General features: G+C 74.9%; 13 protein-coding genes. 7 read left to right on the top strand and 6 right to left on the bottom strand.

Annotated features, from left to right (window positions below; all coding sequences use genetic code 11):
- Positions 1-107: 107 nt before the first annotated feature.
- Entirely contained in the window at positions 108-1,520 is a 1,413-nt protein-coding gene (locus tag AC4H2H_RS13970) for a nicotinate phosphoribosyltransferase (protein ID WP_494371420.1), read from the bottom strand.
- Positions 1,521-1,651: 131 nt separating this feature from the next.
- Here AC4H2H_RS13970 and clpS point away from each other — a divergent pair, with 131 nt between their 5' ends.
- From clpS to rdgB, 6 genes are all read left to right on the top strand, one after another.
- Entirely contained in the window at positions 1,652-1,939 is a 288-nt protein-coding gene (gene clpS / locus AC4H2H_RS13975; protein WP_494371485.1) for an ATP-dependent Clp protease adapter ClpS, read from the top strand.
- Positions 1,936-2,631 carry a DUF2017 family protein gene (locus AC4H2H_RS13980; protein WP_494371421.1) on the top strand — a complete coding sequence of 232 codons (696 nt, stop codon included), beginning with the start codon at positions 1,936-1,938 and terminating at the stop codon, positions 2,629-2,631. The genes clpS and AC4H2H_RS13980 overlap by 4 nt, the downstream gene beginning before the upstream one ends.
- 108 nt (positions 2,632-2,739) lie before the next feature.
- Positions 2,740-3,543 carry a glutamate racemase gene (murI, locus tag AC4H2H_RS13985; protein ID WP_494371422.1) on the top strand — a complete coding sequence of 268 codons (804 nt, stop codon included), beginning with the start codon at positions 2,740-2,742 and terminating at the stop codon, positions 3,541-3,543.
- Positions 3,543-4,373 carry an MBL fold metallo-hydrolase gene (locus tag AC4H2H_RS13990; RefSeq protein WP_494371423.1) on the top strand — a complete coding sequence of 277 codons (831 nt, stop codon included), beginning with the start codon at positions 3,543-3,545 and terminating at the stop codon, positions 4,371-4,373. The genes murI and AC4H2H_RS13990 overlap by 1 nt, the downstream gene beginning before the upstream one ends.
- A 103-nt stretch (positions 4,374-4,476) precedes the next feature.
- Positions 4,477-5,250, top strand: coding sequence for a ribonuclease PH (gene rph, locus AC4H2H_RS13995; RefSeq protein ID WP_494371424.1), 774 nt, complete (start codon positions 4,477-4,479; stop codon positions 5,248-5,250).
- A 59-nt stretch (positions 5,251-5,309) separates the two neighbouring features.
- Entirely contained in the window at positions 5,310-5,963 is a 654-nt protein-coding gene (rdgB, locus tag AC4H2H_RS14000) for an RdgB/HAM1 family non-canonical purine NTP pyrophosphatase (RefSeq protein ID WP_494371486.1), read from the top strand.
- On the opposite strand, the gene AC4H2H_RS14005 is transcribed toward rdgB, so the two are convergent.
- Positions 5,950-6,411, bottom strand: coding sequence for a DUF3054 domain-containing protein (locus AC4H2H_RS14005; RefSeq protein ID WP_494371425.1), 462 nt, complete (start codon positions 6,409-6,411; stop codon positions 5,950-5,952). The two genes, rdgB and AC4H2H_RS14005, sit on opposite strands and share 14 nt — an antisense overlap.
- Positions 6,412-6,531: 120 nt before the next feature.
- On the opposite strand from AC4H2H_RS14005, the gene AC4H2H_RS14010 reads away from it, so the two are divergent.
- Complete coding sequence (locus AC4H2H_RS14010; RefSeq protein ID WP_494371426.1) at positions 6,532-8,205, top strand: ABC-F family ATP-binding cassette domain-containing protein; 1,674 nt, start codon at positions 6,532-6,534, stop codon at positions 8,203-8,205.
- A gap of 50 nt (positions 8,206-8,255) precedes the next feature.
- On the opposite strand, the gene AC4H2H_RS14015 is transcribed toward AC4H2H_RS14010, so the two are convergent.
- Genes AC4H2H_RS14015 through AC4H2H_RS14030 form a run of 4 tightly spaced genes read right to left on the bottom strand, consistent with a single transcriptional unit; the run spans position 8,256 to position 12,669 of the window.
- Positions 8,256-8,969, bottom strand: coding sequence for a Pr6Pr family membrane protein (locus AC4H2H_RS14015; protein WP_494371427.1), 714 nt, complete (start codon positions 8,967-8,969; stop codon positions 8,256-8,258).
- Positions 8,966-9,535 carry an NUDIX hydrolase family protein gene (locus AC4H2H_RS14020; protein WP_494371428.1) on the bottom strand — a complete coding sequence of 190 codons (570 nt, stop codon included), beginning with the start codon at positions 9,533-9,535 and terminating at the stop codon, positions 8,966-8,968. The genes AC4H2H_RS14015 and AC4H2H_RS14020 overlap by 4 nt, the downstream gene beginning before the upstream one ends.
- Positions 9,536-9,572: 37 nt before the next feature.
- The gene (locus AC4H2H_RS14025; protein WP_494371429.1) at positions 9,573-11,261 is read right to left on the bottom strand and encodes a pyridoxal phosphate-dependent decarboxylase family protein; all 1,689 of its coding nucleotides are present in this window, start codon (positions 11,259-11,261) and stop codon (positions 9,573-9,575) included.
- The gene (locus tag AC4H2H_RS14030; RefSeq protein ID WP_494371430.1) at positions 11,224-12,669 is read right to left on the bottom strand and encodes an MFS transporter; all 1,446 of its coding nucleotides are present in this window, start codon (positions 12,667-12,669) and stop codon (positions 11,224-11,226) included. The genes AC4H2H_RS14025 and AC4H2H_RS14030 overlap by 38 nt, the downstream gene beginning before the upstream one ends.
- Positions 12,670-12,689 lie beyond the last annotated feature (20 nt).

Consider the following 12,689-nt stretch of genomic DNA (forward strand, 5'->3'; position numbering starts at 1 on the left):
ACCCAGGGCGACCACCGCCGTCCGACAAGGAACCACGGCTCTACCTCGGCGAACCACGGTTCTACCTCGACCGACCGGAGTTCTGCCTCGGCCGGCGACCCGCGGCGTCAGGCGAGGTGCTCGACGACGGTCGGGATGGCAGGGTCGCCTGCGGACAGCCGTCGTGCGCCGCGGGGCAGCTCCGCGCGCGCCTCGCGGTGCCGGTTCGCGGCGTTCTGCACGCCGTACGACCCCACCCAGCGCGAGTCGACCGCGCCGTCGACGACGAGCGGCACCTGCAGGAGGCGGGCGTCGCCGTCGGGGTCCCAGGTCCGGAGCGCGGCGTCGTGACCGGTGACGACGACCTCCTCGACGGCGCGGCCGTCGTCGCCGTAGCGTCGGGCGGCGACCTTGCGACCCCCGGTGCTCGTCTTGGCGGTTGACGCCTTCGCGACGGGCTGGAGCACGCCGGAGGAGTCGGCGCGGGCGACGAGCTTGTAGACCATGCCGCACGTCGGGGCACCGGAGCCGGTGACGAGCGACGTCCCGACGCCGTAGGTGTCGACGGGCGCGGCGGCGAGAGAGGCGATCGCGTACTCGTCGAGGTCGGAGGTCACGACGATCTGGGTGTCGTGCGCGCCGAGGGAGTCGAGCTGCCGCCGCACCTCGACGGCGAGCACGCCGAGGTCCCCCGAGTCGAGCCGCACCGCGCCGAGTCCACCGCCGGCGGCGCGGACCGCGTTCTGGACGCCCTTGCGCACGTCGTAGGTGTCGACGAGCAACGTGGTGCCCGGCCCCAGGGAGGCGACCTGCGACGCGAAGGCAGACTCCTCGTCATCGTGCAGGAGCGTGAACGCGTGCGCGGCGGTGCCGATGGTCGGCAGGCCGTAGCGGCGGCCTGCCTCGAGGTTGGAGGTCGCGGCGAACCCACCGACGACGGCGGCCCGCGCGGCTGCGACCGCCGCCTGCTCGTGCGCACGCCGGGCGCCCATCTCGAGGCACGGCCGCTCGACGGCGGCGCTCGTCATGCGCGAGGCCGCGGACGCGACGGCGGAGTCGTAGTTGAGGATCGACAGCACGAGGGTCTCGAGGACGACCGCTTCGGCGAACGTGCCCTCGACCGTCATGACCGGGGACTGGGGGAAGAACACCTCGCCCTCCGCGAATCCGGTGATCGACCCGGTGAACCGGTAGCCCGCGAGGAAATCGAGCGTGCGGTCGTCGACGACGGACTCCGCGTGCAGCCAGTCGAGCTCGTGCGCGGAGAACCGGAACGACGACAGCGCCTCGAGCACGCGTCCCGTGCCGGCGAGCACGCCGTACCGCCGTCCGGCGGGGAGACGCCGGGTGAACACCTCGAAGAGGCAGTGGCGGTGCGCGGTGCCGTCGGCGAGCGCGGCCTGCAGCATCGTCAGCTCGTAGCGGTCCGTGAGGAGCGCCGTCGACGCGGTCGGGAGGTAGGTCGGCTGGTGTGGCCGGCGCTGTGCGGCAGCGCTGTCGGCGGCGGGAGGGGCGTCGCTGCCCGGTTCGACGAGGCTCATGCGGAACACGGTAGGGCAGCGACCGGGCGCTCGGGGCCTGACAGGGCCGCGAGCACGGCAGGGCCCCCGAATACAGTGGTGGCGTGAGTGCTCAGCCGATCTTCACCCGTGCCCCGGCGGCACGGGCGTCCGTGACCGTCCCCGAGGAGGCGACGCGCACCGAGAGCCTCGTCGAGCCGGACCGCCCGTGGGTCACCCTCGTCTGGAACGACCCGGTGAACCTCATGAACTACGTGGCCTACGTGTTCGAGTCGTACTTCGGGTACTCCTCCGCCCGTGCGAACGAGCTCATGCTGCAGGTCCACCACGACGGCCGGGCGGTCGTGTCGACGGGAGACCGTGAACGGATGGAGGTCGACGTGCAGGCGATGCACTCGTTCGGGCTGTGGGCGACGATGCAGAAGGACGGCGAGCAGTGAGACCGTTCCGGAGCGAGGCGGACGGGTACGTCGCGGAGCTCGAGCCGCCCGAGCGGATCGTGCTCGCGCAGCTCGCGGGCGACGTCGCGCAGATGCTGCAGGACCAGGTCCCCGACAGGCTCGGCGAGCCCGCCGGGCCGGGCGGCCCGTCCGACGGCGCGTGGTCGCCGCCGGGGTGGACCGGCCCGGTGCCGCCGGTACCCGCGGGCGACGGGCCCCACGACGCGCCGCACGTCACGGCTCCGTTCGACCCCGCGGTGCGCCGTCTGCTGCCCGACGCGTCCGACGACGCGGGCGTCGCCGCGGAGTTCCGCCGGTTCACGCAGGACGACCTCGCGGCCCAGAAGGTCGACCGCCTCGTCCTGCTCGGCCAGATGCTCGTGGACGGCGAGCCGGCCACCGCGGCCCCCTTCGTCGTCGGACGCGAGGAGGCGCACGCCGTCGCCGCCGCGCTCACGGACGTGCGGCTCGTGCTCGCGGACCGGCTCGACCTGCGGACCGATGCCCAGGTGGAAGGGCTGTACGACGAGCTCGACGCCGAGGGGGACGACGGTCCGGAAGAGCCCGACGACGGCTCGGCCGCGCGCCGGTTCCTCGTCAGCGTCTTCCTCCTCACGGGCCTGCTGCAGGAGTCGCTCGTCGACGGGATGCTCGCAGACCTGCGGGCAGGCCGCGGTCACCCACGCTCCTGAACCCGCCGTCCGCCGTCGGGCCGGACTCGCCGGCCTGTGGGCGCTGCCACAGCGGGGGAGCGCGGTTCGGTGCGGCCCCGGCGCGAGGGCGCCAGTAGGCTCGGGCGGGTGAACGACGCTCCCATCGGGATCTTCGACTCGGGCGTGGGCGGGCTCACGGTGGCCCGCTCGATCCTCGACCAGCTTCCGAACGAGTCCCTCCTGTACCTCGGGGACACGGCCAACGGCCCGTACGGACCCAAGCCGCTCGCGGCCGTGCGCGCGATGGCGCTCGCGATCATGGACCAGCTCGTCGACGACGGCGTGAAGATGCTCGTCATCGCGTGCAACTCGGCGTCGTCGGCCGTGCTGCGCGACGCGCGCGAGCGGTACACGCAGCGCCACGGCCTCCCGGTCGTGGAGGTGATCCTGCCGGCCGCACGCCGCGCGGTCGCGGCGACCAGGTCCGGCCGCATCGGCGTCATCGGGACGCGCGCGACGATCACGTCCCGGTCCTACGAGGACGCCTTCGCCGTGACGCCCGGGCTGACCCTCACGACCCAGGCCTGCCCGGAGTTCGTGCCGCTCGTCGAGCAGGGCGTCACGTCGGGGCCGGAGGTGCTCGACGTCGCGCACCGCTACCTCGACCCGGTCAAGGCCGCGGGCGTCGACACGCTCGTGCTCGGCTGCACGCACTACCCGTTGCTCACCGGCGCGATCTCCTACGTCATGGGCGAGGAGGTCACCCTCGTCTCGAGCGCCGAGGAGACCGCCAAGGACGTCTACCGGACGCTCGTCGCGCACGACCTCGAGCGCTCGCGCGACGCCGGGCCGCCACGTCACCGCTTCCTCGCCACGGGCAGCACCGAGCCGTTCGAGCACCTCGCGCGGCGGTTCCTCGGCCCCGAGGTCCTCTCCGTGGAGGCCGCCTGATGCGCCTCGTCACGGTCGGGTGCTCGGGGTCCTTCGCCGGCCCGGGGTCGCCCGCGTCGTCGTACCTCGTGCAGGTCCCGGCCGCCGAGGCGGCGGCCGCAGGGTTCGAGGCGCGCGACTGGAACGTCGTCCTGGACCTCGGCAACGGGGCGTTCGGGGCGCTCCAGCAGTTCGTCGAGCCGCTCGACCTCGACGCGGTCGCGCTGTCGCACCTGCACCCTGACCACTTCGTCGACGTGTGCGGCCTGTACGTGTACCTGCGCTACCACCCCGTGCGCGGGTCGGCGCGCACGGGTGTGCCGAGCCGGCTGCCCGTGCTCGGGCCGTCCGACGGCGCGCAACGGATCGAGGCGGCCTACGGCGCCGAGCCGGGCGACGGGCTGCGCGAGGAGCTCGACGTGCGGGTCTGGGAGCCGGGCTCCCCGGTGCGCGTCGGGCCGCTGACGCTCGAGCCGTACCGCGTCTTCCACCCCGTCGAGGCGTACGGGGTGCGCGTCACGGGGCCGTCGTCACTGCGCCCGGGGGAGACCGCCGTCCTCGCCTACACGGGCGACACGGACGCGTGCGACGGCGTCGTCGAGCTCGCGCGCGACGCCGACCTGCTGCTCTCGGAGGCGGCGTTCCACGAGGGTCGCGACGACGCCGTCGAGCGCGGCATCCACCTCACGGGCCGGCGCGCGGGCGAGATCGCGACGACGGCCCGCGCGCGCCGTCTGGTGCTCACGCACCTCCCGGCGTGGAACGACCCGGAGCGCTCGCGCGCCGAGGCCCGCGGGGCGTACGCCGGCCCGGTCGACGTCGCCACGACGGGCGCGGTCTTCGACCTCTGACGCTGAGTGCATGAAATAGTCGCGGTCGACGGTCCCCGGCGCGACTATTTCATGCACTCAGCGGCGCGCGCTCAGCCGGCGAGGTGGTCGGTAGGGTGGCGGCATGACCATCCCCACCTCTTCCACGGCTACGCCCGCGCCCGTCGTGCGCGTCGACGGCCGCACGCCCGACCAGCTCCGCCCCGTGACGATCACCCGCAACTGGCTCGACCAGGCAGAGGGGAGCGTGCTCGTCGAGTTCGGCCGCACGCGCGTGCTGTGCGCGGCGTCGTTCACGGAGGGCGTGCCGCGCTGGCGCAAGGGGTCGGGCGAGGGCTGGGTCACCGCCGAGTACGCGATGCTGCCGCGCGCGACCAACGAGCGCAGCCAGCGCGAGTCCGTGAAGGGCAAGATCGGCGGGCGCACGCACGAGATCTCGCGCCTCATCGGCCGGTCTCTGCGCGCGATCATCGACGTCTCCGCGCTCGGCGAGAACACGATCGTCCTCGACTGCGACGTGCTCCAGGCCGACGGCGGCACGCGGACCGCCGCGATCACCGGCGCCTACGTCGCGCTCGCGGACGCCGTCGCGTGGGGCCAGCGGCACGGACACATCAAGGGCGGGAAGCCCGTGCTCACCGACTCGGTCGCCGCGGTGAGCGTCGGCATCATCGACGGCGTCCCGATGCTCGACCTCCCGTACGTCGAGGACGTGCGCGCCGAGACGGACATGAACGTCGTCGTCACCGGCTCGGGCACGTTCGTCGAGGTGCAGGGCACCGCCGAGCACGCGCCGTTCGACCGCGCCGAGCTCGATGCGCTCCTCGACCTCGCCGTCGCCGGGACCGCCGACCTCACGGCGATCCAGCGCGCGGCGCTCGCGGGCGACGCACGGTGAGCACGGCCGACGGGGCCGCGGCGTCCGCCAGCCGCTCGCCCGAGGTCTCGGGCGTCGTCGTGCCCGACGGCGCGCGGCTCGTCCTCGCGACCCACAACCGCGGCAAGATCGCCGAGCTGCGCGCGATCCTCGCCGCCGAGCTCGACGCAAAGCCTGGCCTGGAGCTCGGGCCGGCTGCCATCGTCGGGGCGGGCGACGTCGGCGCGCCCGAGCCCGTCGAGGATGGCGTCACGTTCGCCGAGAACGCCCTCATCAAGGCCCGCGCGCTGGTGGCGGCCACCGGTCTGCCCGCGGTCGCGGACGACTCCGGTCTCGCCGTCGACGTGCTGGGCGGCGCGCCTGGCATCTTCTCGGCGCGCTGGGCCGGGCGCCACGGCGACGACGTCGCGAACCTCGAGCTGCTGCTCGCCCAGCTCGGCGACGTGCGGCCGGAGCACCGCGGCGCCGGCTTCGTGTGCGCGGCCGCCCTCGTCACCCCGGACGGTCGCGAGGTCGTGCGCACCGGCGCGATGCACGGGACGCTGCTCACGGCGCCACGCGGGGAGAACGGGTTCGGCTACGACCCGATCCTGCTTCCCGACGACCAGCCGGGAGGGGCGGGGTCGCGCTCCGCCGCGGAGCTGACCCCGGCGGAGAAGAACGCGATCAGCCACCGCGGCAAGGCGTTCCGAGCCCTCGCCCCCGAGATCGTCGCGGCGCTCACGCCGAGGTAGGACCGTCGGGGTCGCGCGGCGCGCGGCCCGCGAGCTCGGCCTCCCTCCGTCGGCGGTCCGCGGGACGCAGCACGCCGACGAGCGCGACCACGCCGCGCCAGCCGAGCATCGTGAGCGCGAGGAAGCCGAAGGCCACGAGCTGGAAGGCGGGAGCCACACCCTGGCCGGTGAGCACCCGCAGCAGCACGCCGAGCGCCCACGTGCAGCCCCACACGACGACGCCGGCGGGCCACAGGCGCCAGGGGCGACGCCACGCCCGCGTCACGAGCCAGCCGATCGCGGTGCCGGCCGCGAACGGCCAGGCCACGACGAACAGCCGGGCCATGCCCTCGTCGGCGGCGTGCGTCGCGAGTCCGCCGCTCGCGAGCGCGAGGACGCACGCGACGTCGGCCAGGGCGGCGAGGACGACGCGCGCGGGGCGTGCGCGGTCGGTGGCGGGAGCGCTCATGACCACGACGGTACCCGCCCGCGAGATCGACCCGGACGGGCGAGATCGACCCTCGGGAGGTCGATCTCGCGACAGAGGGGTCGATCTCGCAGGGGCCTGGCGCCCCCTAGGGTTGTGCCCGTGCACCTTGCCGCCGACGACCTCGCCTTCGCCTACCCCGGGCGCCCCGTCCTCGACGGTGTGGGCGTCCGGGTAGCGGCGGGCACCCGGCTCGGGGTGGTGGGGGAGAACGGCACGGGCAAGTCGACGCTCCTGCACGTGCTGTCGGGCGACCTCGTCCCGAGCCGCGGCGAGGTCCGCAGCGCCGGTTCCCTCGCGCTCGTCGAGCAGGAGCTCGTGGTCGTGCCCGGACAGACCGTCGGGTCGCTCGTCACGGCGACGTTGAGCGGGCTGCGCGCGGTCACGGCGGAGCTCGAGGCGGCGGCGCGGGACTTCGACCACGAGGCCGGCGACCTCGCGGAGCTCACCGAGATCCTCGCGCGCGCAGAGCACCTCGCGGTGTGGGACGCGGACCGCCGTGTCGACGTCGCGCTGTCCCGCCTCGGGGCGTGCCGCGACCGGGACCGCGAGCTCGCGACACTGTCGGTCGGCGAGCGCTACCGGGTGCGCCTCGCGTGCCGCCTCGCGGAGCGTGCGGACCTGCTCCTGCTCGACGAGCCGACCAACCACCTCGACACGGGCGGGATCGACTTCCTCACCGGCGAGCTCGTCGCCTGGCGCGGTGGTGTGGTGATGGTCACCCATGACCGTCAGCTGCTCGACGACGTCGCGACCGAGATCCTCGACCTCGACCCGTCGATGGACGGCAAGCCTGTGCTGTACGGCCAGCCCGGCTACCTGTCGTACCGGTTCGCGAAGAACCAGGCGCTGCACCGCTGGCGTCAGCGCTTCCGCGCCGAGCAGAAGCGGGCCGAGAAGCTCGCGGCCGTGCTCGACGCCTCGTACGAGGGGCTGTCGGACGAGTGGCGCCCCCCGAAGGGCAGCCAGAAGCACCGGCGCGCGACCCGCGCGCGCGTCCACGTCAAGGCCGCGGACCGCCGGCTCCAGCAGCTCGAGGCCGAGGCGGTCGAGGTGCCGGTCCCGCCGCTCGAGCTCGTGTTCCCCGAGCTGCCCGCGATGGCGCCCGGGTGGGACCCGGGCGACCCGGTCGTCGAGCTGCGCAGTCCGCGCGTCGGTCGGCCCGCGGGCTCGTCCGGGCGAGGCGTGTCCGGCGCGCCTGACGACGCCGCGCGCCTCGACCTGCCCGGCACGCGCGTCGCGATCCCGCCCTCGGGACGGCTGCTCGTCACCGGGCCGAACGGGAGCGGCAAGTCGACGTTCCTCGCGGCCCTGGCCGGGCAGCTCCTGCTCGACCGGGGTGCCCGGTCCGCGGTCGAGGGGCTCCGGCTGGGCGTCGTCGACCAGGAGGGCCCGTCGCTGCCGCCGGGCGCCGAGGACCGTACCGGGTTCGACGAGTACGCGCGCGAGGCCCTCGAGCTGCTCGACGCGGGGCGGCTCGATCCGGACCACCTCGTCCCCGTCGCCTTCCTCGGGCTGCTCACGGAGGAGGACCTGGAGCGGCCGCTGCGCGAGCTGTCCGCGGGGCAGCGGCGCCGGTTCGACCTCGCGCGGGCGCTGCTCGCCGCCCCGCACGTGCTGATCCTCGACGAGCCGACGAACCATCTCTCGATCGACCTCGTCGACGAGCTGACGCAGGCGCTGCGCGTGACGCCCGCGGCGGTCGTCGTCGCGACGCACGACCGACGGATGCGTGAGGATCTCGAGGACTGGCCCCGTCTCGAGCTCACGGGCTGACCGCCCCGATCACTACGGCTCCCGCGCCGGTCGGCCGGTCGTCCTGCGCCTCAGGGTGCGGGGCGCAGCCGCGCGTCGACGAGGCGCACGAGCCACGCGAGCGCGAGGAAGACGACCGCGACGACGGCGGTGTTGACGAGCGCGCGCGAGAGACCGAGCTCGCCCACGTCGAGGAACGGGTAGGGGTACCAGCCGACGACGGCGCCCCGCACGAACGTGTAGGCGATCCATGCGAGCGGGTAGGCGACGGACCACCACACGGTGACGGCGTCGACGCGCGGCCGGGGCCCGACGAGCCCCCAGGCCGCGACGGCGAGCAGCGGGGCGAGCAGGTGCAGCAGGGTGTTGGACACCTCGCCTGCGGCGCTGAGCTCGCCCAGGCCGCGCAGCACGGTGTTGTAGACGATGCCGGTGACGGCGATGCACAGCAGGGCGTCGAGGCGCAGCACCCGGAAGACGCGTCCGTCGCGCTCCGGTCGCAGCACGAGGAGGACCGACACGACCCCGATCAGCAGGTTCGACTGGATGGTGAAGTAGCTGAACAGCCGCACGAGGCGCTCGGTCTGGTCCGGCGCGGTTCCCGGGCCGTCGATGACCGCGATCACGAGCTCCATGACGACGCCGGTCAGCGCGGTGAGCGCGACGAGCGCGTGCAGCACCCGTGCCACGAGCAGCGGCGCACCGCCCGACGGAGCCGGAGCATCGCCGTCGGGCACGGCCGTCCGCCCGCCCACGGGGGCCGGCGCCTCGGACGGACCGCTCACGGCAGTCGGCCGACGTGCGCCATCGCCTGGCGTAGGAGCACGCCCTGGCCGCCGCGCATCTCGAGCTGGACCTCGTCGCTGCACGCCTGCTCGGGCGTGAGCCACGCGAGCTCGAGCGCGTTCTGCTGCGGTCGGCAGTCGCCGTTGACCGGCACGACGTACGCGAGCGACACCGCGTGCTGCCGCGGGTCGTGGTAGGACGTGATGCCCGGGATCGGGAAGTACTCGGCGACGGTGAAGGGCTGCGGCGACGCGGGGACCTGGGGGAGCGCGACCGGCCCGAGGTCCTTCTCGATGTGCCGCAGGAGCGCGTCGCGGATCCGCTCGTGGAACATCACGCGCCCGGACACGAGCGCCCGGGTCATCATCCCCTCGGGCGTGACGCGCAGGAGCAGCCCGACCGCGACGACGTCCCCCGAGTCGTCGACGCGCACAGGGACGGCGTCGACGTAGACGAGCGGGAGCTGGGCGCGCGCGACCGCGATCTCCTCGGCGCTGAGCCACCCGGCGGGTCGCGGGTTCTCGTGCGAGGAGTCGTCGGGCGGGAAGTCGGCGGTGTCGGTCACGCGACTGTTCTACCCCGTGGCGTGGGCGGGAGCGAGTTCACGACCTGTCCAGGTCGCCAGGGAGCGGCTGGGCGGGTGGCCCGTCGAGCGTCGCCACGACAGGCTCCGAGACGCGCGCGACGATCTCGACGAGCGCCCGCTCGGCGACGCGCGGGGGCAGGGCCCCCATGAGAGCCATGAGCGGCGCGAGCCGGTCGGGCAGGACGACACCCGCCGCCTCGGTGCCGCCGCCGTCGGCGGAGAGAGCGGTGCGCAACGCGTCCCACACCTCCTCCGACGTCGGGGCCGCCGGGGCGTCGGACGTCGCGGTGCCGAGCGCGGCCGTGAGCGAGCCCAGGACGTCGGAGACGTCGGGACGAGACGTGCCCCGCACCTCGTCGGCGCCTGCGACGAGCGCGGGGACGAGCTCCGCCAGGCCGGCCTCCGTGACCGGTGTCACGGTGAGGTGGGTGGTGTGGGGCAGGCACGTGCCGTCGTCCTGCACGAGGCCGGGCTGCGGCTGCAGCACCCAGCCGCGCGTGCGCACGGCGTCCGCCCAGACGTGCGGGTCGACGCGGCGCTCGGAGGTCACCGACTCGTCCGTCGCCACGGCGATCAGCGGCCCCACGGGCCGGCCGACGACGCGCAGCCCTTCGATCGTGTCGACCGCCTCGTGCAGCGCGCGGGTCGCGCGGACGCAGCGCGCGGTGAGCGCGGTGTACCCGTCCGTGCCGAGCGCTTGGCTCACGGCCCAGGCCGCGGCGAGCGGGGCGGCCGAGCGTGACCCGGACGCGGTCGCGTTGACGACCGGGTACCCGGGCCAGCCGGTCGTCGCGAAGAACTGGTGGCGCTGGCGGTCGCGCCCGCGCACGAGCAGGACCGACGTGCCCTTGGGCGCGTACCCGTACTTGTGGACGTCGGCCGAGATGCTCGTCACGCCCGGCACCGAGAAGTCGAACGCCGGGACGTCGTCGCCGCCTGCGGCCTCCCAGAACGGCAGGATCCAACCTCCCACGCACGCGTCGACGTGGACCGGCACGCCGCGCTCGTGCGCCGCCGCCGCGACCTCGGCCACCGGGTCGACGACCCCGTGCGGGTACGACGGCGCGGAGACGACGACGAGCGCCACCTCGGTGGCGCGTCCGGAGCCGAGGCCAGGGCCGCCGTCGATCGCGGCGACGAGCGCGCCGGGCGAGGGGAGGCCCGTCGCGGGCTCGACCGGGACGAGCGTGAGGTCCACGTCGAGGTACTGCGCGGCCTTGCGGAACGCGGCGTGCACGCTCACGGGCGCCACGACCCGCGGCCGGACGCCGGGGTTCGCGGCGCGGAAGACGTCGCGCGCCGTCTTCACGGCGAGGACACAGCTCTCCGTGCCGCCCGAGGTCACGGTGCCGACGACGGCGTCCGGTCCGTCCGACGGGCCGCGCAGCATGTCGCGCGCGAAGGCGACGAGCTCGCGCTCCATGACCGCGACCGAGGTGAACGTCGTCGGGTCCAGGCCGTTGACGGACTGCACCGCGCGAGCCGCCGCGGCGGCCAGCTCGTCGAGCTCCGCGAGGCCCGGGTCGTAGACGTACGACAGCACGTGGCCGCCGTGGGTCGGCGCGTCCGCCGCCCGGAGCTGCGCGAGCCGCTCGAGGATCCCGTCGGTGCGCAGCGGGACCGCGGCGCCGTGCGCGGCGCCGGGGTGCGAGTCGCCCGGGGTCCGGTCAGTCGCGGACTCGGTCGGTCGGGGTGGGGTGGTCACGTGGCTGCTCCGGTGCTGGGTCGTCGATGTCCCCCCTGCGCAGACCGTACCGGACGAGCGGGACCAGGCTCACGAGCACCAGGAGGGCCGGGACGACCGAGAAGGAGAGCGCGATCCCGTCGACGGCGCTCGCGGGCTGGGCGACGGTCTCGCCGGCCCGCGTCGAGACGTAGCCCGTGACCCCGAGCACGGCCGAGAGCGCCGCAGCCCCGAGCGCCATGCCGGTCGTCTCGCCCGCCGTCCACACGCCGCTGAACGCGCCGCCGCGCCCTGCGCCGTGGGTGCGCGCGTCGTGCGCGATGACGTCGGGCAGCATCGCGAGCGGCAGCGCCTGCATCCCGGCGTAGGCGATGCCCGCGAGCGCCGTCGGGACGTAGACCCAGGGGCCCGGCGCCCACAGGAGCGGCAGCATGCCGAGCGCCGCGACGGCGAACAGCACGGTCGCGACGACGAACCCCCGCTCCTTGCCGCCGCGCCTCGCGAGCCGGGTCCAGAGCGGCATGCACAGCAGCGCCGGCGCGATGAGCGCGGCGAAGAGGTAGCTCACGGCCGCCTCGTCCCGCAGGACGTACCGCGCGACGTACGCAGCGCCCGCGAGCATGAGGCCCGTCGCGACGGCCTGGAGGACGAACGCCGCGAGCAGCGTGCGGAACGGCCGCGACCTGCGCAGGGCGTCGAGGGCCTCACCCACGGCGACGAGCCAGGCGCGCGCCGCCGTGGGGCCGGGCTCCGCCGTCGGACCGTTCCGGGCCGCAGCCAGGCCCTCGAGCGGGCGCGGCGGTGTCGAGCGCGGGGCCACACGCGACGCGACGAGCATGCCCGCACCGATGACGACGCCGGACACGACACCCATGACGAGGTAGCCCGACGCCGAGTCGCCGCCGCCGCGCAGGGCGGGGCCGCCCGCACCGAACAGCAGGATGGCGAAGGCCAGCGCCGCGACGCGCCACGCGAGCAGCCGCGTGCGCCCGTCGTACGTCGCGTCGAGCTCCGCGGGCAGGGCGATGTACGGGACCTGGAAGAGCGAGAACGACGTCGCCGCGAGCAGGAACGCGACGAGGACCCAGAGCGCCGCCGCCGTCGGGCCCGCGGCGGCGGGTGCGGCGAAGGTCAGCGCGAAGAACACCGGGATCGTCAGCGCGCCGATCGTCATGAAGCGGCGGCGCGAGCCCGTGCGCGCGAGGTCGCGGTCCGACCCGTAGCCGATGAAGGGGTCGACGAGCACGTCCCACACCTTCGCGCCGGTGACGATGAGGCCCGCGACGGCGGCCGGGACGGCGAGGGAGTCCGTCAGGTACACGAGGAGCACGAGGCCCGGCAGGGTGCCGAAGCCGCCGGTACCGACCGAGCCGGCGGCGTAGCCGGCGATCGTCCGGCGCGAGAGCCTGGGCGCGGTGGCGTTCGTCACAGGGTCAGCGTAGGGGCAGG

The sequence above is a fragment of the Cellulosimicrobium sp. BMG9.22 genome (genome assembly GCF_059159975.1).

Coding starts and splice junctions, on each gene's coding strand:
- AC4H2H_RS13970 (WP_494371420.1), bottom strand. CDS start 1,520: ATGAGCCTCGTCGAACCGGGCAGCGACGCCCCTCCCGCCGCCGACAGC.
- AC4H2H_RS13990 (WP_494371423.1), top strand. CDS start 3,543: ATGCGCCTCGTCACGGTCGGGTGCTCGGGGTCCTTCGCCGGCCCGGGG.
- rph (WP_494371424.1), top strand. CDS start 4,477: ATGACCATCCCCACCTCTTCCACGGCTACGCCCGCGCCCGTCGTGCGC.
- AC4H2H_RS14005 (WP_494371425.1), bottom strand. CDS start 6,411: ATGAGCGCTCCCGCCACCGACCGCGCACGCCCCGCGCGCGTCGTCCTC.